General features: G+C 40.7%; 15 protein-coding genes. 6 read left to right on the top strand and 9 right to left on the bottom strand.

The features are described from left to right. Positions 1-634 precede the first annotated feature (634 nt). A complete protein-coding gene (gene caiF / locus HMPREF0693_RS12605; protein WP_004245798.1) occupies positions 635-1027 on the top strand; it encodes a carnitine metabolism transcriptional regulator CaiF in 393 nt (130 codons plus the stop codon). A 63-nt stretch (positions 1028-1090) separates the two neighbouring features. On the opposite strand, the gene caiE is transcribed toward caiF, so the two are convergent. The 6 genes from caiE to caiT form a co-directional block, all read right to left on the bottom strand. Next, a complete protein-coding gene (caiE, locus tag HMPREF0693_RS12600; protein ID WP_004245797.1) occupies positions 1091-1684 on the bottom strand; it encodes a carnitine operon protein CaiE in 594 nt (197 codons plus the stop codon). Between the two features lie 39 nt (positions 1685-1723). Next, positions 1724-2509, bottom strand: coding sequence for a crotonobetainyl-CoA hydratase (caiD, locus tag HMPREF0693_RS12595; RefSeq protein WP_017628515.1), 786 nt, complete (start codon positions 2507-2509; stop codon positions 1724-1726). Positions 2510-2574: 65 nt separating this feature from the next. Beyond that, positions 2575-4131: a crotonobetaine/carnitine-CoA ligase gene (gene caiC, locus HMPREF0693_RS12590; protein ID WP_004245795.1), complete on the bottom strand. Its 1557-nt coding sequence runs from the start codon at positions 4129-4131 to the stop codon at positions 2575-2577. 77 nt (positions 4132-4208) lie between these two features. After that, complete coding sequence (gene caiB, locus HMPREF0693_RS12585; protein ID WP_004245794.1) at positions 4209-5429, bottom strand: L-carnitine CoA-transferase; 1221 nt, start codon at positions 5427-5429, stop codon at positions 4209-4211. 69 nt (positions 5430-5498) lie between these two features. Then, positions 5499-6641 (bottom strand): crotonobetainyl-CoA dehydrogenase, encoded by a 1143-nt coding sequence (gene caiA, locus HMPREF0693_RS12580; RefSeq protein ID WP_004245793.1) that lies wholly within the window; start codon positions 6639-6641, stop codon positions 5499-5501. Between the two features lie 42 nt (positions 6642-6683). Beyond that, complete coding sequence (gene caiT / locus HMPREF0693_RS12575; protein ID WP_004245792.1) at positions 6684-8198, bottom strand: L-carnitine/gamma-butyrobetaine antiporter; 1515 nt, start codon at positions 8196-8198, stop codon at positions 6684-6686. A 598-nt stretch (positions 8199-8796) separates the two neighbouring features. Here caiT and HMPREF0693_RS12570 point away from each other — a divergent pair. From HMPREF0693_RS12570 to HMPREF0693_RS12550, 5 genes are all read left to right on the top strand, one after another. Further along, a complete protein-coding gene (locus HMPREF0693_RS12570; protein WP_004249233.1) occupies positions 8797-9570 on the top strand; it encodes an electron transfer flavoprotein FixA in 774 nt (257 codons plus the stop codon). 11 nt (positions 9571-9581) lie between these two features. Beyond that, positions 9582-10520, top strand: a complete 939-nt coding sequence (locus HMPREF0693_RS12565) for an FAD-binding protein (RefSeq protein WP_004245790.1) — start codon at positions 9582-9584, stop codon at positions 10518-10520. Positions 10521-10575: 55 nt separating this feature from the next. Beyond that, positions 10576-11868, top strand: a complete 1293-nt coding sequence (locus HMPREF0693_RS12560) for an FAD-dependent oxidoreductase (RefSeq protein ID WP_004245789.1) — start codon at positions 10576-10578, stop codon at positions 11866-11868. After that, a complete protein-coding gene (gene fixX, locus HMPREF0693_RS12555) occupies positions 11865-12152 on the top strand; it encodes a ferredoxin-like protein FixX (RefSeq protein ID WP_004245788.1) in 288 nt (95 codons plus the stop codon). Before HMPREF0693_RS12560 ends, fixX begins: the two co-directional genes overlap by 4 nt. A gap of 82 nt (positions 12153-12234) precedes the next feature. After that, the gene (locus tag HMPREF0693_RS12550; RefSeq protein WP_004245787.1) at positions 12235-13557 is read left to right on the top strand and encodes an MFS transporter; all 1323 of its coding nucleotides are present in this window, start codon (positions 12235-12237) and stop codon (positions 13555-13557) included. Between the two features lie 245 nt (positions 13558-13802). Here the strand turns inward: HMPREF0693_RS12550 and HMPREF0693_RS12545 are convergent, their stop codons facing one another. The 3 genes from HMPREF0693_RS12545 to HMPREF0693_RS12535 all read right to left on the bottom strand — a co-directional run bounded on the left by HMPREF0693_RS12545 (position 13803) and on the right by HMPREF0693_RS12535 (position 21741). Further along, entirely contained in the window at positions 13803-18737 is a 4935-nt protein-coding gene (locus tag HMPREF0693_RS12545; RefSeq protein ID WP_004245786.1) for a DNA repair ATPase, read from the bottom strand. 92 nt (positions 18738-18829) lie between these two features. Then, positions 18830-21025 carry a hypothetical protein gene (locus HMPREF0693_RS12540; protein ID WP_004245785.1) on the bottom strand — a complete coding sequence of 732 codons (2196 nt, stop codon included), beginning with the start codon at positions 21023-21025 and terminating at the stop codon, positions 18830-18832. An 86-nt stretch (positions 21026-21111) separates the two neighbouring features. Further along, the gene (locus HMPREF0693_RS12535) at positions 21112-21741 is read right to left on the bottom strand and encodes an OB-fold-containig protein (RefSeq protein WP_004245784.1); all 630 of its coding nucleotides are present in this window, start codon (positions 21739-21741) and stop codon (positions 21112-21114) included. Positions 21742-21759 lie beyond the last annotated feature (18 nt).

Below are 21759 nucleotides of genomic sequence, written 5' to 3'. Positions count from 1 at the left end.
CTTATTCAATTTTTCTGTCTATATTAAATAAAAACTCTATTGATGAATTAGACTATTTAAAAAGAATAGAATGCTGAGCATTGTACTATATTGTAGAAATATTATCTGATTAAATTGCGCAATAATAATTTATTATATCGACTTGTGTTTTTAAAGTAAGATTATTCTCTGCTAAATTATCGTATACGCGGATAAGGTGTAATTTAATCAATTATTGATTTATATCTAACAATAAGTTGCCTTTGTGGTAATCTAAAAATAAATCTATTACTATAACCTTAGCATTTTAATGGATTAATAATATAATATTTTTATGCTATTTTGTTGTTTATAAACACTTTTATCATGTTCTTTTATTCTTTTTGTCCGTTCTTACTGTAAACTCAGTAAGTTGATTTTATTTATTTTTATTAGTGTTATTTTATATTTAATAACAACAAAATAAATTGTAATTAATGTGTTAATTAAAGAGTTTGGTTGTTAATGATATACAAAATATTATTTATTTTTAAATAACTAACTGAATGAATTAACAGGGAAAGCCGATACTCCGCGGTTAAATAAAATTAACATATAGTTATTATCTTTATTTAGAGATAAATAAACTTTGATTTGTAATATTGTTGGAGTAAATATGTGTGAAGAAGACATAAATAAACCACTCTATTTGTTAATTGCAGACTGGGTTCAAGAGCAACAACGCTGGGTGAGTGCGAAAGAGATCGCTAAAAATTTTGATATCCCCCAATGTAATGCGATTAATATCGTTTCTTATATTCTTTCTGATGTAAAAGAGATTGAGTGTGAAACCAAAAGTGTGCCTAATCAATTGGAAGGAAGAGGGTGCCAATGCCAAAGGATGATCAAAGTCAGTCATATTGATCCTGCTCTTTACGCTCGTTTAAAAGGTCATACGCAAAGTAAAAGCCGTTTAAGCGCCCCAGAGAAATTAGCCGCTATGATCCCTCATGGGCTGAATCACCAACAAAAATGGCAATGGATGTTGTCAAAATCACAACGGCGTTAATTGATAGCCGAGTGTTAAAATAAAGCAATACGACAGGCGTTTGTTGTGCCTGTCGCTGTTGGTTTATTGACCTTTGGGTTTTACCTCTGTCGTGCCCCTTAAACGAGGACGATTAGCTTCAGGGGCTGTTAATGGTGTCGTTTCTACTAAGCTTTGACGACAACGAACAGTGAGATCTTGATATTCACGAGTATTCATACGTTTCCACTGCATATCTTGGTCGCTAATATCACGTACATGTTTTGCTGGGCTTCCCATTAACATTTGTCGCGCCTGTCCTTGAAAGCCCGCTTTCACAAAGCTCATGGCGGCAACAATACTTTCCTCACCAATGACCGCACCATCCATAATCACGCTATTCATACCGACTAGGCTATCACGACCGATAATACAACTGTGAAGAATAGCACCATGACCAATATGACCATTTTCTTGCACAATGGTATCCATATCCGTATAACCATGCATAACACAGCCATCTTGAAGATTTGCACCTGCTTCAACAATTAAACGGCCATAATCACCCCGTAATGAAGCCAAAGGGCCAATATAAACACCAGCACCAATAATGACATCGCCAATTAGTACTGCTGATGGGTGAATGTAAGCTGTTGGATGAACAACAGGAATAACACCTTCAAATGCATAGATACTCATCAGTTTTCCTCTTAGTTGTATTATCAATTCAAGTGATAATTACCGTCCTTTCCATTCAGGTGAGCGTTTTTCGGCAAAGGCTAGCGGGCCTTCGAGTGCATCTTCTGAATGTAAAACACTTGGGTAATATTTTAGAACACCACTGCGCATTAATTTGTAGCCTTCTTCAATCGAAAGCTCGCTAGTGGCACGGTAGATCTCTTTTAATGCAGCGACTGCAAGTGGCGCACTGTTGGCGATTTGATCGGCTAATTCACGGGCGCTATCCATCAGTTCAGTCGCACTGACAACGCGGTTAGCAATGCCCCAGCGTAGCGCCTCTTGTGCATTCATACGACGGCCAGTCATGAGCATTTCATTGACAATTGCAGGAGGTAAGCGTTTAGGTAAACGTAAAACACCGCCACTGTCAGGGACAATACCTAATTGTGCTTCTGGCAAGGCAAAAGAAGCATTGTCTGAACAAATTATCATGTCGGCTGCCAGTGCTAATTCAAAGCCACCCCCAAAAGCATAGCCGTTAATGGCAGCAATGACAGGTTTATTAAGATCAAATAATTCCGTTAAGCCCGCAAAGCCACCAGCACCAAAGTCTGCATCAGGGGCTTCTCCTTCAGCTGCGGCTTTCAAATCCCAGCCGGCACAAAAGAATCGTTCACCAGCACCTGTAATAATGGCAACGCGTAAACTAGGATCATCACGAAAACGCATAAATACCTCACCCATTTCATGACTGGTTTTGGCATCAATTGCATTGGCTTTCGGTCTATCTAATATAATTTCAAGCACTGAACCACGTGTTGTTAGATGTAATGATTGGCTCATGTCATATTCCTTTTTCAATAAAAATAAGCAGTTATAATTAACTGTCACGAAAACCCACTTATGGCTTATTTCAAATGCTTTTTGATCACTTTGCCCGAGCAATTACGTGGTAACCCCTGTTTAAACTCAACGGCGGAAGGCACTTTAAATTTCGCCATATTCTGTTCACAAAAGGCGAAAAAGGCTTCTTCACTTAACGTTTCACCGTCAACCAGTACCACAAAGGCTTTAATGGCTTCATCGCGAATATCATCAGGTACACCAATTACTGCTACATCTTGGATTTTAGGATGTGATGCGATGATATTTTCAATTTCAATACAAGAGACGTTTTCACCACCGCGTTTGATCATGTTGCAACTGCGATCAACAAAATAGAAAAAGCCTTCGTCATTTTGATAACCATAGTCACCCGTGTGTAACCAACCATCAGGCTCTAGCGCTTTTTCTGTTGCATCGGGGCGATTGTAATACTCTTTAAATAAGGTTTTTCCCGGTTCACCTTTGACGCAGATCTCACCGACTACACCGTTAGGAACTTGCTGATTTTGTTTGTCGCGAATTTGCGCTTGATAACAAAATCCCGGTCTACCAATAGATGGCCAGCGGCGTTTATCGCCAGGTCTGTCACCGATTAAGCCAACAATGGTTTCTGTCATGCCGTAAGAGGTGAGTAATCGCACATTAAAGCGTTCAATAAAGGCATCTTTCTCTTCATCTGCAAGATTGAGGTAAAACATCACTTCGCGCAGTTTATGTTGCTTTTCATCTGGTGAGACTGGTTGTGCCATTAAGGTGCGCATCATCATAGGTATGCATTCTGTTACCGTTGCTTGGTATTTGAGAATTTGCTTCCAGAAGGCTCTCGCACTGTATTTTTCCAGTAGTACAAATGTGGCACCGACAGAAAAAGCAGGAAGTGATGCGGTACACTGGCAATCGATATGAAAAGCAGGCATGACGGTAAGATAGATATCATCTTCCCGTAAGGCGTTCTGCCATGAGGAGTAGTAGCCAGCAAAACGTAAATTATAATGCGTAATAACTACTCCTTTGGGTTGTGAAGTAGTACCTGAGGTAAAAAGGATTTCAGCCGTGTCATCCACACTTAATGGGGTGTGATGATTAAGCGTAACGGGATGCTTGGCTTTTTCACTTAAAAAATCAACAACCCCTTTTTCAGTAGGGAGACCGTTTTCTGTTATTAAAAACAGTTGCGTTAAAGGAGAGTGCTTATCGTGCAACATCGGTTGGTAAATTGGAGAGAAATTATCACTTGTTACCACAAAGTGTGCTTGGCAATGGTTAATGATCCAAGCACTCTCTTCATACATAAAGCGGGCATTAATGGGCACCATAACAGCGCCAATTTTTGCCAGTCCAAACCAGCAAAAGAAAAATTCTGGGCAGTTATCAAGATGTAAGGCAACATGGTCGCCTTTTTTTATACCACAGGCATGAAAAAGATTTGCGGCTCTGTTGATCTCTTCATTTAATTCACTGTAGCTAAATTGTCTGACTTTCCCTTGTGCAGATTCAAAAATTAGCGCTGTTTTTTTATCATAAACTTCAGCTAAATCATCCCACATTTGCCGTAAGTGTTGTCTGCCAATCACATCCATTAAACTGTTATCCCATGCTTTTGCCGTAAGCTCAGGTATTGTGGGATAGTGCCACTTGTACCTGAGTCTAACGGTATTTACTCTACGATTTTAGCTAGCCCTTTATCGACTAGCTCCCTAATTTGTTCGTCGCTATAACCGATATTTTTCAAAATCGCATTGGTATCCATGCCGTGAGCAGGCATACCACGCCAGATTTTTCCTGGATTATTTTTGAATTTCGGCATGATATTTGGTCCCTTACAGGTTTCACCACTCATCGTTTTCCATTGAGTAATTGACTCTCGAGCCACGTATTGTGGATTGCCTTCTAATTCAGGAATGGTTAACACTTTTGCACTGGCAATATTGAGTTCAGATAGGCGTTTTAGTACGGCGGTAATCGGCTGGTTGGCTAGCCATTCATCTAATTTATCTTCAAAGAGTTGACCATGAGGGCAATTAATACGGTGGATCAGTTGTGTCCCTTTGGGGACTTCAGGAGTACCTAATAGATGAGCAAGACCAATATCTTTAAAAATTTCTTCAATTTGAGTGATGCCGACCACTTCCATCACGATATAACCATCTTGGCAACGGTATAAGCCACAGCCGGCATAGTATGGATCTTTGCCTTTGGTCATTCGTGGACAGATTTCTCCGCCATTAAAATAGTCCATCATGAAGTATTGCCCCATTCGCAACATCACTTCATACATTGCAATATCAATACTTTCCCCTTTGCCTGTTTGTTGCACTTTGTACAGTGCCGCTAATGCTGAGGTGGTTGCCGTCATACCAGAGAAATAGTCAGCGGTATAAGGAAAAGCGGGCATAGGTTGGTCTTTATCGCCGTTTTGAATGAGATAGCCACTAAATGCTTGAGCAATAGTGTTGTAGGCTGGAAGGTTGGTATATTGCGGATCGCCATATTGACCAAAGCCGGATAAGTGCGCGATAACCAATTTAGGGTTATGCTCCCATAAAACCTCATCGGTAATACCGCGACGGGCAAAGGCAGGACCTTTGCTGGCTTCGATAAAAATATCCGTGGTTTCCATTAATTTTAGGAAAGCATCACGGCCTTCGTCTTTGAAAATATTTAACGATAACGCATGTAGATTGCGACGGGAAAGCTGTGGATAATGGGGTTGAACACGAATGGTATCCGCCCATGCAACGTTTTCAATCCAAATGACCTCTGCACCCCACTCTGCAAACATCTGTCCTGCAAATGGCCCGGCAATCTCAATACCTGAAAACACCACACGAACTCCAGCTAGTGGCCCAAATTGTGGCATGGGTAAATGTTCTGTCATAATGTCACCTCGTCAGTGGACTGTTTGAACACTCCCTCACTTGATGTTAAGAGAGTGCTCTGCGATTAATTAACGATACTGTTTCAGTACAGCGCGTCCTAATGTCAGGATCTGCATTTCATCAGAGCCACCAGATACACGGTCAACGCGTAGATCACGCCAAAAACGTGCAATACGGTGTTCACCTGCGATCCCCACACCACCCAGCACTTGCATCGCACTATCAACCACTTCAAAGGCTGCATTCGCACAGAAGTATTTACACATTGCAGCATCACCGGAGGTAATTAAGCCATTGTCACTTTTCCATGCAGTTTCATATAACATGTTGCGCATTGAATTGAGTTTGATCGCCATATGGGCGAATTTTTCTTGAATAAGTTGGAAGCGACCGATAGTCTCACCAAATTGAACCCGTTGGTTGGCGTAGCGCGCCGCATCTTCAAACGCACACATTGCGGTACCATAGTTAGTCAGTGCCACTAAGAAACGCTCATGATCAAACTCTTCTTTCACACGGTTAAAGCCGTTACCTTCGCGACCAAACATATCTTTTTCTTCAAGTTCAACGTTGTCGAAGGTGATTTCACAGCAGCTATCCATACGTAAACCCAGTTTTTCTAGCTTAGTGACTTTAATGCCGGGTTTACTCATATCGACAAACCATTCGGTAAAGATGGGTTTATCAGGGGAAGCCGCATCACGACTCATCACGACGATATAAGGGGTATAAGCACTACTGGTGATAAAGCATTTGCTACCGTTGAGGTAAACTTTGCCATTTTTACGGGTATAAGTGGTTTGTAAGCTGCCCACATCAGAACCGGCCCCCGGTTCAGTGATCGCTGAGTTCCACATCTGTTTGCCTGTACCACGAAACGCCATGATTTTGTCGATTTGTTCTTGAGTCCCTTCACGCAATACGGTGTTAAATCCCCCCGGTAATTGATAGAGCACATAGGTTGGCGCACCTAAACGACCTAATTCCATCCAAATTGCGGCAACAGTAACAAATCCGGCATTTAAGCCACCGTGCTCTTCAGGGATAAGCAGATTGTCAATTTCCATATCCGCTAAGGCCTTAACAAAACGCTCTGGGTATTTACTTTCGCGATCACACTGTGCGAAATAAGCTTCCCAGTTTTCACTGGCCATTAATTCGCGGACACCGTCAACAAACAGTTCCTGCTCATCATTCAATCTAAAATCCATGTTAATAACCTCTTAATGTGTCATTTTTTGCGTATAGGGAGATCAATCTTTCCAGTGCACTTTGGCATCTTTTATAAAGGACAAGGTGACCATGATATTGACGAAAAATAGTGGGCATCCTCCGGCAATAATGGCGGTTTGGATCGGTTTTAAGCCGCCTAATGCTAGTAAAATAATGCCGATAATACCGACTAATACAGACCAGCCGATGCGTACCAATAATGGTGGTTCAGCCCCTTCTTTCATGGAGCGACAAGTTGACATTGCTAGTGTGTAAGAGCAGGCATTGATTAAAGTGACGGTGGCGATAAAGCAGAGAATAAAGAAGCCCCACATGGTTGCTGTACTGAGGGGTAAAGCGGCCCATGTTTCGATAATGGCGCGTGGCACACCATATTGATCAATCAGTTGCGGAATATTAAGGATATTTTGGTCAATCAGTTGTAAAGTGTTACCCCCCAGAATAGTCCAAATCAGCCAAGTTCCTGCGGTTAAACCTGATACCATTCCTAAACATAATTCACGAACAGTACGACCTTTAGAAATACGCGCTAAGAAGATACTCATTTGAATGGCGTAAATAACCCACCAAGCCCAATAGAAGACAGTCCAAGCCTGAGGAAAACCCCCTTTACCAATAGGATCGGTGTAAAACAACATACGTGGCATATACATCAGCAATGTACCCACAGAATCTGTGAAGTAATTGACAATAAAGCTGGCACCACCCACGATAAATACCCAACCTAACATTAAGAAGCTCAGGTAAGTACGCACATCACTGGCGATTTTTACCCCTTTTTGTAGACCAAATGCCACACAAATAGCGTTGAGTAAGATCCAGCAAGAGATAATAATGGCATCTAATTGTAGAGTGTGAGGAATACCAAATAAGTATTGAATACATTCAGTTACCAAAGGCGTTGCAAGCCCAAGGCTGGTGCCCATTGCTAGGATCAAAGCGACTAAATAGAAATTGTCGACGACAGTACCAAATAAACCATTAACGTGTTTTTCACCCACTAATGGCGTTAAAGTGCTACTTGGGCGGATCACTTCCATTTTGCGTACAAAAAAGAAGTAAGCGAAGGCGACAGACAGGAAACTATAGGTTGCCCAAGGTAGCGGGCCCCAGTGGAATAAGCTGTAAGCTAACCCTATCTCTTTGGCTGGCGCGGAGTAACCTTCCATACCGAAAGGAGGACTTGAAATGTAGTAGTATATTTCAATTGAGCCCCAAAACAGCACAGCCGCTGATGTACAAGAAGCAAACATCATAAAGATCCAGCTTGCCGTACTAAATTCTGGTTTCTCATCGCCCAGGCGTTTTTTGGCATAACGTCCAAAAACCAACCAGAACCAGCCCCCAAACATGATCACCATATACCATTCGAAGGCCCAACCCCAGACATTGGTAACATAGCTGAAAACGGCATTGATCACTTCATTTGAAGCATCAAGATCGCGTACCGTTAACCAGCATAAAATACCAACAATGATTAATGGCGGAAAAAAAACCTTCGGTTCTATTCCTGCCTTTTTATTATCTTTGCTCATAGGTAAATTTTCCAAATATATTTAGCGCAGAAGTTTAATAAGTGTTAATTCCTAATTTCGAATAAACTCTTTTAGTTAGATCCTATATATTCCATTAATTGGTTTTTATCATAATCAAAAAACAAGCCGATTGGCTAATTTATAAAATCATTAATGAAGAAGAATAATGGATATTATTAATGTTCCATTCTGTTATTCACTTCACACTATTCTTTTTGTCGATTTTATGTTACGGTTTATAACCTTTTGTTTTCATTTTAATTAATTGATAAATAAGACTATATTTAGGTTTGTAATAAATGTGTTATATTCGCTCTTTCAATATTGTTGATCTTTGTGGCAATATTGAATATTAAATAACTCATTTCTTATTATGTTCAATATTGTTGATCCAGTTAACAATATTGAAAGTTAATCACTTTAATTAAATTTAATTTCAATATTGGTGATGTATTTAGCAATATTGAACGCTATCCATCTCTTATTTAATAATCTTCAATATTGGTGATCTGGATTTAATTTCTTAATCATTTAATTGTGTTAATTGTATATTACATTGCCAGAGTAAATGACATATTTATTAATTTCAGGAGATGTAATGAAGATTATTACATGTTACAAGAGTGTTCCCGATGAACAGGATATTGTGGTCAATAATGCCGATGGTTCACTCGATTTTTCGCGCGCCAATAACAAAATTAGCCAATATGATTTAAATGCGATTGAAGCGGCAAATCAGTTAAAAACACAACTTGATGGTATTCAAATCACGGCAATGAGCGTAGGTGGTAACGCGCTGACTAACGCTAAAGCACGTAAAGATGTGTTATCTCGTGGTGCTGATGATCTCGTGGTGGTGGTTGATGAGCAATTGGAAGCTTCTCTTCCTTATCAAACGGCGACAGTGCTTGCAGCAGCTGCAACTAAGCAGGGGTACGATCTTATCTTATGTGGTGATGGCTCGGCAGATCTAAGTTCCCAACAAGTGAGTTTGCTGGTGGGGGAGATCTTGAATATTCCTGCCATTAATGGGGTTAATAAAATTGTTTCTATTACAACTGATTCCATCACCGTTGAACGCGAATTAGAAAACGAAATTGAAACGCTTACTATCACCTTACCTGCGGTGATTGCCGTTTCTACCGATATCAACTCTCCACAAATTCCATCCATGAAAGCCATTTTAGGTGCCGCTAAAAAGCCGGTTCAACAATGGAGTGTGGCCGATCTTGGTTTAGAGCCCATAACACCACGTTCAGAGCAAACCGTGTTAGCACCGAAACAAAAAGTACGTCAGCGCATCATTATTGAAGGTGATGGCGATGATCAAATTGCTGAATTTGCAGAATATTTACGAAAAATTATTAAGTAATAGGGGGAGTTATGAGCCAGTTTTCAACTGTTTGGGTGTTGAGTGATGTACTTTCCCCTTTACCAGAATTAATGGGAGGTGCTTCTTCATTAGGTCAATCAATCAATGTCTTTACCTTTAATGATGAGCAAAGCATCGCTGCCTTTAAATTAGGGGCGACAGCGGTTTTCCAATTAGAAGGTAAACCTGATGATCGCATTATGGAAGATTATGCACAAAGTATCGTTGAAACCATTAAATCACATAGCGATGCCGGCTTGGTCTTACTGCCGAATACGCGTCGTGGCAAATTATTTGCCGCTCGTTTAGGTCACCGTTTAGCCGCGGTAGTATCAAATGATGCACAATCATTAAGTACCCAAAATGATGCATTAGTGGCAAAACATATGGTTTACGGTGGACTTGCCTTTGGTGATGAAACATTAACAACACCTTATTGTGTTGTTACCGCAAGCACTGGTGCTTTTGACGTTGCATCAGAAACACAGGCTACGGGTACGGCACAAAAAGTAGCATGGATTGCCCCTTCACAAAGCATTATTTGCCAGTCTATTCAGCCAAGAAAAATCAATGCCGTCGATCTGGATAAAGCCCGTTTTGTGGTCAGTGTTGGTCGAGGTATTGGCAGTAAAGAAAATATTGCTATTGCAGAAGAGTTAGCAAAAGAGATTGGGGCTGAAATCGCCTGCTCCCGCCCTGTGGCTGAAAATGAAAAATGGATGGAGCATGAGCGTTATGTTGGCATTTCTAACCTGATGCTTAAGCCAGATCTGTATTTGGCGGTAGGTATTTCAGGGCAAATCCAACATATGGTTGGTGCAAATGGATCACAAACCATTATGGCGATCAACAAAGATAAAAATGCACCTATCTTCCAATTTGCTGACTATGGCATTGTCGGTGATGTAATGAAGATTTTGCCTGCACTTACCCGTCAACTATCTAACTGATTTAGTCAGCAGAGAAGATAACTTCTCTGCTTTATTTGCAAGTTCTGGAGATGTTATGTCCGATTCCGAAGATATTTTCGATGCCATTATTGTTGGCGCAGGATTAGCGGGCTCTGTGGCTGCACTTGTTTTAGCCAGAGAAGGTGCGCAGGTATTGCTAATAGAAAGAGGGAACTACGCCGGCGGAAAAAATGTAACGGGTGGTCGTCTATATGCCCATACCCTTGAGCGCATCATTCCTGAATTTGCGCAACAGGCTCCGGTTGAGCGGGTGATCACCCATGAAAAACTGTCATTTATGACACAAACAGGGGCTATGACTATCGACTATCAAAACGCTGAAACGCATAACCCTAATCATGCCTCTTGGTCTGTATTACGTGGTGAATTTGATCAATGGCTAATGGCGCAAGCCGAAGATGCAGGCGCCCAGTGTATCACGGGCATTCGTGTTGATAAGTTAGTTGAGCGTGACGGTAAAATTGTCGGTGTAGAAGCAGATGGTGATGTATTAGAAGCCAAAGCGGTGATTTTGGCTGATGGTGTGAACTCACTTTTGGCTGAACAGTTAGGCATGACAAAACGAGTTGCAGCTGAAAATGTTGCCGTGGGCGTAAAAGAGATCATCGAACTGCCTGAAAGTGTCATTAAAGATCGTTTTAACCTAAAAGATAACGAAGGTGTGGCTTGGTTATTTGCCGGCTTTCCTACCGATGGGCTAATGGGGGGCGGTTTTTTATATACCAATAAAACGACGCTTTCTTTGGGGCTTGTCTGTGGGCTTCACCATATTAAAGATGCCAAAAAATCGGTTCCACAAATGCTAGAAGATTTTAAACAACACCCCGTTGTAGCACCGCTGATTGCTGATGGAAAAATGGTGGAATATAGCGCCCATGTGGTACCTGAGGCAGGGTTGCGAATGCAACACGAACTTGTTCGTGATGGTGTTTTGATAGCAGGAGATGCGGCAGGCATGTGTATGAATCTAGGCTTTACCATTAGAGGGATGGATTTAGCCATGGCATCAGGGGAAGCTGCTGCAAAAACGGTGCTTTCAGCAATGGCAAAAAATGATTTTAGTAAACAAACCCTTAATGAGTATCTCAACCATTTAGCACAGGGGCCTTTGCGCGATATGAAAGCATATCAACGTATGCCTGATTTACTAGATAATCCGCGTATGTTTACTGCTTATCCTGACATGGTGGTTGGTATTGCAAAAGATCTCTTTACTGTCACCGATGATGCCCCTGTACCGATGCGTAAAACCATCATGCGTCATAGCAAAAAAGTGGGGTGGATGAATTTAATAAAAGATGGGATCAAAGGAGTAAAAGCAATATGAGTTCTCCTGTAAATGTCGATGTCAAATTGGGCATCAATAAATTTAATGTCGATGAAGAAAATCCACATATCATCATTAAACAGCAACCTGATATGCAAGTATTAGACACACTGGTAAAAGCTTGTCCTGCGGGTCTTTATAAAAAACAACAAGATGGTAGCGTCAGCTTTGATTATGCAGGGTGCTTAGAGTGTGGAACCTGTCGAATTCTCGGTTTAGACAGTGCGCTTGAAAAATGGGAATACCCACGCGGAACGTTTGGCGTGGAATATCGTTACGGATGATGTATCGCTACTTTTCTCCCAGCGCTGTCTCCGGCCTGGGAGCTTTTCTTTCTTTGGTTAAAAAATAGACTAGGACGCAGTCATGCAGCCCAGAAACTTTGATGATATTCGTTTTACCTCAGTACATCGTCGAGTGATGTTATGGGGAAGTGGCGGCCCTTTTCTTGATGGTTATGTATTAGTCATTATTGGTGTGGCGCTCGAACAATTAACACCTATATTACAGCTTGATACGCGATGGATTGGTCTGCTTGGTGCGGCAACATTAGCAGGGCTTTTTATTGGTACCTCACTTTTTGGCTATATTTGTGACAAAGTAGGGCGCCGTAAAATGTTCCTCGTTGATATTGTGGCTATTGCGGTGATTTCTATTGCGACCATGTTTGTTTCAACACCAATAGGGTTGTTAGTGATGCGCTTCCTTATTGGGATTGTGATTGGCGCTGACTATCCTATTGCAACTTCGATGATCACCGAATTTTCCAATAAAAAGCAACGTGCCTTTGCCGTCGGATTTATTGCTGCTATGTGGTATATCGGTGCGACATGTGCCAATTTAGTGGGTTATCTTTTATATGATGTCCAAGATGGCTGGCGTTGGATGTTAGGCAGTGCTTTTATTCCTTGCGTTATTATTCTAATTGGTCGCTTTGATCTCCCTGAATCACCGCTTTGGTTAATACGCCAAGGGCGTATTAAAGAGTGTAATGAAATGATGATCAAACTCTTTGGCGAGCCTGTGGTCTTTGAAGCAGAAGATGCTAAAACGACCCGTTTTATCGAATTATTTAATAAACGCCACTTCTCATTTGTGCTCTTTGTTGCCGTAATTTGGACCTGCCAAGTGATCCCGATGTTTGCCATTTATACCTTTGGCCCTCAAATTGTCGGTTTATTAGGATGGGATACAGGAAGAAGTGCGGCATTAGGCAATGTCGTGATCAGCCTATTTTTTATGTTGGGTTGTATTCCTGCGATGTTTTGGTTAAACCAAACGGGGCGGCGCCCACTGTTAATTGGTAGTTTTGCGATGATGACTTTAGCATTATTCACGCTGGGGATATTCCCGAATTTACCGATTTTATTCGTTATCTTAGCGTTTGCTACCTACGCTTTTTTCTCGGGAGGACCTGGCATTTTACAGTGGCTTTATCCGAATGAATTATTTCCAACCGATATCCGAGCATCGGCGGTGGGGGTTATTATGTCGATAAGCCGTATTGGGACGGTTATTTCCACCTGTGCGCTTCCCGCTTTTATTGCCACTTATGGGATCAATACCACAATGCTGGTGGGGGCGGCTATTTCTCTGTTTGGGATGATGGTATCAGTACTGTTTGCACCAGAAACGAAGGGATTAACGTTAAAGCAGACATCAACAATGCCTATGCGACGTGGTAAATAAAACCTTTAATTGTAAAAATATTTAACCATATTCTGTTCACGATATTCCCTTGTTCACTAATCTTGAACAGATGCATATCGTGAACATGGAAAAATGAGAAAGATTGTTAGTAAGGATTGTACATGGGTTGTAGTATTCCAATTAATCAATGATTTTTGGAGTGGGTTGCTCAATTTATAAACCATTATTTATGCCCTATTTAGCCCACTAAAATAAGTGAGCTAAATAAGGTTAATTTATCTCTTTTAGCGTAAACTCTGCACACTTTCTACTAAATTCGCCAACTGTGACACTACGCGATCGCCAATATCAGCATTATCGCCACCTAATGCTTTGTTGCGCATAAAATCTTTTTTGATTTGCTGCCAACGAATAGCATCTTGTTCGGTTAATGTGCCACGTATTTCCGCCAGTTTTAATAAGTTCTCTTCAGCACCCGTTGTGAGTAATTGGGCTTCGCCAAGATAGTGATCGTCGAGTAAGCGTTCAATTTCTTTCTCATTCATAACCGCAGAGACTTTTTCGCTTAATTTGTTCATATTGCGATAACTGCCTTGTAAGCGGAATGCAGGCTCAGTACGATATTTATCGGATTGTGCCGCACTTGCTATATATTGTTGATTTACTTTTAAAATTACATCACGCAAAGTAATTAGATGTTTTAATACCATCACAATTTCATTAATTTCCGCATCCGAATAAGGATAACTGAGGGAATTGGTTGAAACTGATTTACCCATGGCTTTATCAACAAAAAGATAGAGATCGTTTAGATCACGTAAAGCAAGGGGAGCAAGAACTGAGTTAGAGGTTAAGCTATTTTCAATATAACTGAGTGCAAAGGCGTCATCCATTCCTCCTAATACCTCACCAAGATTATAGATATCAGCACGGTTAGCTAACATATCAGGGATCTTAAATAGTTCACCAGACTCGGTATAAGGGTTACCGGCCATCACCACACAGAATTTTTTACCACGCATATCATAGGTTCGGGTTTTCCCTTTCCAAACCCCTTCAATACGGCGTGTGCCATCACATAGCGAGATAAATTTTTGTAGGAATTCAGGGTGTGTATGCTGAATATCATCGACATACAACATCACATTATTGCCCATCTCAAGGGCAAGATTGAGTTTTTCTAGCTCTTGTTTTGCTGTTGCGTTTGGCGCTTGTTCGGGATCTAATGACAAAACATTATGACCTAAAGCAGGGCCATTTATTTTCATAAAGATCAGTCCCAAACGATCGGCTACATATTCCATTAAGGTCGTTTTACCGTAACCTGGTGGGGAGATCATTAATAATAATCCCATCAAGTCAGTGCGTTTCCCTTCACCTAATGCACCGATCTGTTTTGCCATATTGTCACCAATAATTGGTAAATAGACATCGTTAATCAGTTTATTACGCACAAATGAACTGAGAGGTTTTGCTTTAAACTCATCCAGTTTTAAACGCTGGCGCTCTTCAAGAACAATTTTTTGTCGTAAAGTCAGATAATGATTAAAGGCGGGAATAAAGGTTTTACGCTGTCCGCGCATACGACTGAAATAATCATCTAAACTCAATGAAAGTGTTTGATTTTCAATAGTAGGATGCTCACCTAATAATCCGTTTACCTTAAAGTATAAATCAACCTCGCTATAACGTGCAGAGGCGATTTTATCTAACATAATAATGGCAATTGCCCCCGGAATATAAGGGGTTAGATGAGCATAATCGGCTTGAGAGCACAATCCTTGTAGCCAATTTTGAATCAATGCCCAACGTTGTGCATAACGTGAGGCTAAATTTTGTTGTGAACGATTAAAATCAATCCACATATGAGCGGCTTCTAATCGGTTTTGTAAGGCAACAACGAGCTCTTTGGCATATTTACTGTAAACCAATTCTATTGGTGTTCTTGCTAGTGCAAAACTTAAATATTCAGCGGCTTGGATCGGAACATAAGATCCACATTTAATCGGATTATCAGTAAGGAATAGGCGGATATCCGCTTCTATTTCTGCCTGTAAATCAATTAATGCATCATCATTATGAAACAGTTGTTGAATATTCACTGCCGTTCGTGCGCGCTCTGGCCATAATGCTGGGTATTCATTAGTTTGTACTTTTTCCCAGAAAATAGCAGCAATTGCCCGTGCTGTTGGGTTATAACGAAGCAGATCAGCACTTTCACCTACAGGTAGAAGTTTCTTTAGAATGGCGATAGCATCATGATCGTGGATCCCTTTTTCATAGCCTTCTTTATAGCGAGGTGTTGCGAAATCACGTACTAACTTTTCTAATTTTTCAGGTACACTCAGTGCTTCTTTTAAGATTTCTAGGGTTAATCCATCTTGACGTTTTGATGCAGCATAGATAATTGAATAGGCGAGATATTCCGCACGATACACCGTTTCAGATTCTGAACTTAATGTCGCATTCCAGTAAGGGCGCAGTGTTTCAAGCTCTGGATGGTCGATTGGCTCTTGGAAATCGGTACCGGTTAGATATAACCAAAGCTTATCTTCTTTCGGTAAAATAGTAAGATCTAGCTCTTGTGTATTAACACTAAAACGGTGACGAGGGCCCAATTTAATAACATTGCCACCCTCTTCAAAGATATCCGTTTTATCACGTAAGATACGGATGGCTTGATCACGAGACGATTTAAGACGGGCATCAATATCATCTGCTTTAACGTTGTCATTGATTTCTCTTAGTTTTTCAATGATTTCACGTGTTTTTAATGCTAAAGGATCAGAGGCAAAAAAAGCATTTAATTCATCTTGTGATTGCAACCGAGTTGTTCTACGTTGCAGATTTTCTAAGAGACGATTAGCAGCAGTTAATAAGCTTTGTGAACGACGTTGACGATCATCAAGTAACGATTGTTTATGCGCCTCAAAAGTCTCTAATAACTCTTCTCGTTTTGACAAGATATCATCAAGAAATTCATCATGCTGACTAAATTGGCTTTCTAATTCTTCTAGCTGTACTAGCAATCGTGAAAGCTGCTCTTCACAACGTTCCGGATCTGTTGCCAGTGATAAAGCATTGGTGATCCCCTGACTAAATAGGCGGAATTGCGCACCAAATTGAGCGACGGTTTCTACGCTACTTTGTGATTTTCTTTTTTGCTGTAAGCGAGCTCGTGATTGATTGAGTTGTGCATAAATTTGGGAGATGGCATCAATAATCTGTGTTTGTTGCGTCACATCCTCAAAGGTGAGTGATGCCATCAGATTTGACAGCATGTCTAAATCTTCTGACATCTGCGCCATCTCATTCATTGGTACATCAAGCTGAGCACTGTTTTGTGCTTTTTCTATCTGTTGTTCAAAAGTAGTAAGCTGTGTTTTAAAAGGCTGTAGCGCTTTGTCGCTGGCAAGAAATTGGGCTGTGGCTTGCGAAACACGTTGCTGTGCCTCGGTTATTTCCGTTTCCATTTTATTTAATTGCGTTAAATCCATATAACGGAATTCACGCAAAGAAATAAGGTGTCCATGGTGTGTATTGAGCGAATTTAAACTATCAACAAATTGTTGAATATCGGTCCAACTATCAGGCAGTGTCAGTGATAACAGAGATTTCTGACGGTTGATCGCTTCTTGCATTGATTTCGCTGATTGTTGACGAATACTTTCGACTTTTTCATATTCATCAAGCACTAATTCACTTGTTTGAGCGATCTCTTTTAGTAAGGGGCCAATACCTAGACAGTGTTCATCATTAAACCAGTAATAGAGATCTAATAAGCTTTTTGGTTGTTGGCTAAGTTGCTCATAACGAGCGATGGAAACTTGGCTACCTTCAATTTCTTTGGCGACATGTAAAATTTCTGAGATCCCGCGAACTAAATCGGCATTACCAATACGCCCATAAAAGCCGTTTCGTGGCGGTTGTTTATCGGCAAATTCTTCAGAATAGAAGGGCGTTTGCCAAACTTGCATCGGGTGAACACGGGTAGCTTCTTCGCCTTCCCCTTCAAATAGCACCATTTTGCCATCTTCTAGCATGGCATAGCCATGACCGACCAATGGTGTCGCCAATTTACGCTCAATCATATTGTAATTAAATAGCGCGAGACGACCTTGTGTCGGTGAATAGAAGACATACAGCACATCTTCACCGTTAGGTGAACGACGCAAACGACGAAAATACATACCTTCCATTGGTTGATCAAAGGTTTTGTAATCGCCATTTTGTAGATAGTAGCCGCCGGGAAAAATGATACCGTGATCTTCCGGAAGTTGCACACAAGCTTGCCCAATGGCATCAATACGCTGAACACTTTGTGTTAGTGTGTTATAGACTAAATAACGCCAATTCTCTTCGCGGTAAGGAAGCACTTTTAATAAAATTAAACTGCCAGTTTGTGCATATTCAATTTGTGCATCATCAAGGGACTGGTTTTTATCTAAGACCGCTTCACGATAAATTCCTAAACCATCTTCGGTATTGTTTTCACATTTGACAGTCAAATCGCCACCGGTGGTTTCTACAAAGACTGTATCTAAAATGTTGATATGAGGAAAACGCCCATTTACCGTATCTTCACGTTGTGTTTTTATCCAATCAAAATCGTAAGCAGGGGGGAGTGCTATATCGCGTTCGCCACGATTATCAATATATTCAATACGTTGTTTGTCACTGGATATCGACCAACGGAAGACGCGTACATCGGTAATACGATCGCCAATTTGAAAACTAGCGAGTAATTTACCATCACGCTCAACTAGCTGTAGTAGTTGCGTATTTTTATAGTAAGTGTATAGCTCGGTAAAATCTTGGATAAAGCGATTATCATTTAAAAAAGTGCCTTCATAAGCAACCGCTTCAACATCAAACTCGCCATTATTATCAATTAAGCGATAAAGTGAAAAAACATCTTCAAGGTGCGTTTCTCGTTTTAAACCGAGGAAAACGTTATAACCAAATAGTAACCATTCACCAACGCGAACAATATCTCTTGCTTGGCAATTATTCTCTGTTCGAATACGAATACGGCCAATGATATCCATTTGGCTTTGACCAAATTCAGCTAATCGATGCTGATTGAGTTCAGTGGCTTTTACATGTAACTGCTGACCTTGCTCGGTAAGGCGTTTACGCAATATTTCATATGCGCCACCTTGTGCAACAGCGCTATCAAGTATTTCCTGTTCGCGATTCGTATCATGAATATCAGACATGGTATAACGGATTTCCTTGGCTTAAACGATAGAAACAATCGAAAAGACATAGAGAATTTCTCTATGTCTTTTCCTCTCCTTTTAGAGCGATATTAATCTTCTTTTGGGGTGTCTGATTTTGCTGTGACTTCTTTGATCAGTTGACCCGCACCTTTAGTCGCCATAAATCCATTAATTAATTCTTGAACTTCTGGATTTTTTAGCAGTGAAGCAACATCTAATTTTTTATCTTGCTGAGTACGATTAATCAATTTCTCAACGTTCTCTTTGGCAAAGCTACTTTTATCCATAAAACCATCAACCGCTTTACCTAAGCTCAGTGCTTTAGAGAAGGTATTAAAGAAGTTGCCATCACCACCGACAATTTCAATATTCGTTTTGCTCAGTGCTGCTGCTAATACATCCGCTTGCTCACGAGCAATCTCTTTATTTGCTTCAATAGAAGCCATGGCTTGTTCAAATTGTTTTTCAAGGCGCATACGGAACTCTTCATGAGCACGAGCAGTATCACTGAGGTGATCCATTGACTTGAATTTATCTGTTAAACCGTCAGCTTCTGCTTTCAGACGTTGGCGGATCACTTCTGCTTGTGCTGAACCTAATTGACCCTCACCACGCGCTTGAGCGGCCAGTTTTTCTTCAAGAATTTTCGCATCAGCAAGACCCAGTTTTTCTTTAGCATTCGCTTGTTGCTCTTCACCGCGAGCTTGAGCTGCTAATTTCTCTTCAAGAATTTTCGCTTCAGCAAAACCTTGTTGTTGTTGCGCTTGTGCTTTTGCTTCCATGACTTGCGCTTCGCTTAAGCCTTTTTCTTTCAAGCCACGCGCTTGTGCCAACAGCTGTTCCGCTGTGATATTGGCTTGTACTAAACCTTCTTTTTCTTCTGCTTCGGCAGTTGCTTGACGAACACGTGCTTCGGCAAGGCCTAATGCTGCGTGTTCAGCTTCGATCCCTTCAGCTAAGCGTTTTTTCGCTTCAGCTTGTTTCACAGAGGCTTCTAATTCTGCTTTTGCCATGGTGCTGATTTCTTCAGCTTTATGTTTTGCACTTGATTCATCCGCTTCGGCTTTTTTCACTTGGCGTACTAAAGATTCTTCGGCTTCAGCTTGCGCATTAATCACCGTCACTTGGCGCATACGCTCAGCTTCTGAGACTTCACGTACTTCTTTAATACGCTCTTCTTCTTGTGCGACCGTTTTTTCAACAGCAACACGCTCGCGGATCACATTTGAAATATTTTTGCGCTCTTCTTCTAACGCTTTTTCTTTTTCAATACGTTGTAGTTCAACTTCTCGCTCACGAGCGACAATTTCTAATTCACGGGCACGATTAACGCGCTCTTGCTCAATAGCTACCGCTCTGGTGCGGTTTTGTTGCGCGACTTCGACTTCACGCATACGGTTTTCTTCTCGTATTTCAATTTCTTGCTGAGTTTGAATACGAGCTTGCTCTGCTTTTAGACGCTCTTCTTCTTGTACTCGTAAGGTTTCTGAACTTTCACGGGCACGGATATTATCAATTTCACGCTGTTGGCGAGCTTCTGCATCTGCTTGTTGGCGCTCTAAAGCCAGACTTGCTTCGCGAGTTTCAACATTTTTCTTTTGAATCGCTAACTCTTGGTCACGCTCTTTTTGATTCGTTTCGATATTATGTATTGCAGTAATTTCGGTAATTTTGCGAATACCTTCTGAATCAAAAATATTATTTGGATCAAGGGCTGATTTAGGTGTTTGCTCTAAATAGTCGATGGCCACATCTTCTAACGCATAACCATTGAGATCTTTACCAATCACATCAACAATACGATCACGGAAATTTTGTCTATCTTCAAATAATTTCGATAACTCAAATTGTTTGCCGACGGTTTTTAAGGCTTCAGAGAATTTAGCACTAAATAATGTACTCACGGCTTGATGATCTGATGCTCTATCTACACCAATCGCTTTAGCGACTTTTAATACATCTTCCGTCGTTTCATTAACACGCAGGTAGAAGGCGACAGTAATATCTGCACGTAAATTATCTTGGCAAATTAATCCATCTTTACCACGGCGATCGACTTCTAAGGTTAAAAGCGAAATACGCATAAACTCTTTTTTGTAGATAACCGGATAAACTAAAGCCCCAGTAAAATGAACTTTAGGTTGTGATGTCATGTCGTTAACAATTAATGCTGTACCTTGTGGAACCTTAATATAAAACGCTTTGAATAAACCAAAGAGCCCTAAAATAACTAAGATCACACAGCCAATAATTGTTAAGAAAGGCATAACGAAAGCCAAATCCATACATTTTTCTCCATAGGTTCAGACGATGTCGTCATTTTTAATCTTAATGTGTCTGTTAACTTATTTTCCTTTCACCGAATTTATCATTAGCGGTGAAATTCATCTTCCGTTACGACTTGATAACTATGAGTAGGCGCGTCATAACTAATAATAATTACGCTATCCCCTCGTTTAATATTTTCTGTTGCTGGCGCTCTGATCTGTAAAATTAAACCGGCACCACCATCTTCTAATAGGGCTTCACCTTTATTTTCTGTGACATATTCGGAGCGTACTACAGCAAATTTTCCTACTAGTTGGTGAACTGATTTAGGTTTGCTACGAGAAATGAGCTTATTGCGGATTGGTTTTAAGCATAGCGCTGTTAAATTAAGAGAAACAAAGCTGATGATAATAAAAGCAATAAAGCCGATAACATAACGCAATAAATCTGTTTCAATAAAACGAATAAACCAATGTACGCAAAAGTAACTAATAAACCAGCCGAACAAAGTGAAGAAGGTTAATATAATGGTTACCGGAATGCCGGCAAGCCCTAATTTAGTTAGCCAACCCGCAAGGCCCGTCGCATCGACATCTAATTCGCTATCGATATTAAATAAATCGATATCTAATAGTCCAAAAGCAGCACATAGCCAATAAAAGAGGATAATAATAAGTAAGGCACTAAAGATAAAGCTAGGAAAGGCTAAGCTATTTTGGAAAAAAAGGTTCATAAAGCGTTCTCTTAAATT

The sequence above is a fragment of the Proteus mirabilis ATCC 29906 genome (genome assembly GCF_000160755.1).
In the GTDB taxonomy this organism is placed as follows: domain Bacteria; phylum Pseudomonadota; class Gammaproteobacteria; order Enterobacterales; family Enterobacteriaceae; genus Proteus; species Proteus mirabilis.
Note: the sequence above shows the minus strand (reverse complement) of the source record. Positions and strands in the feature narration are given on the sequence as shown.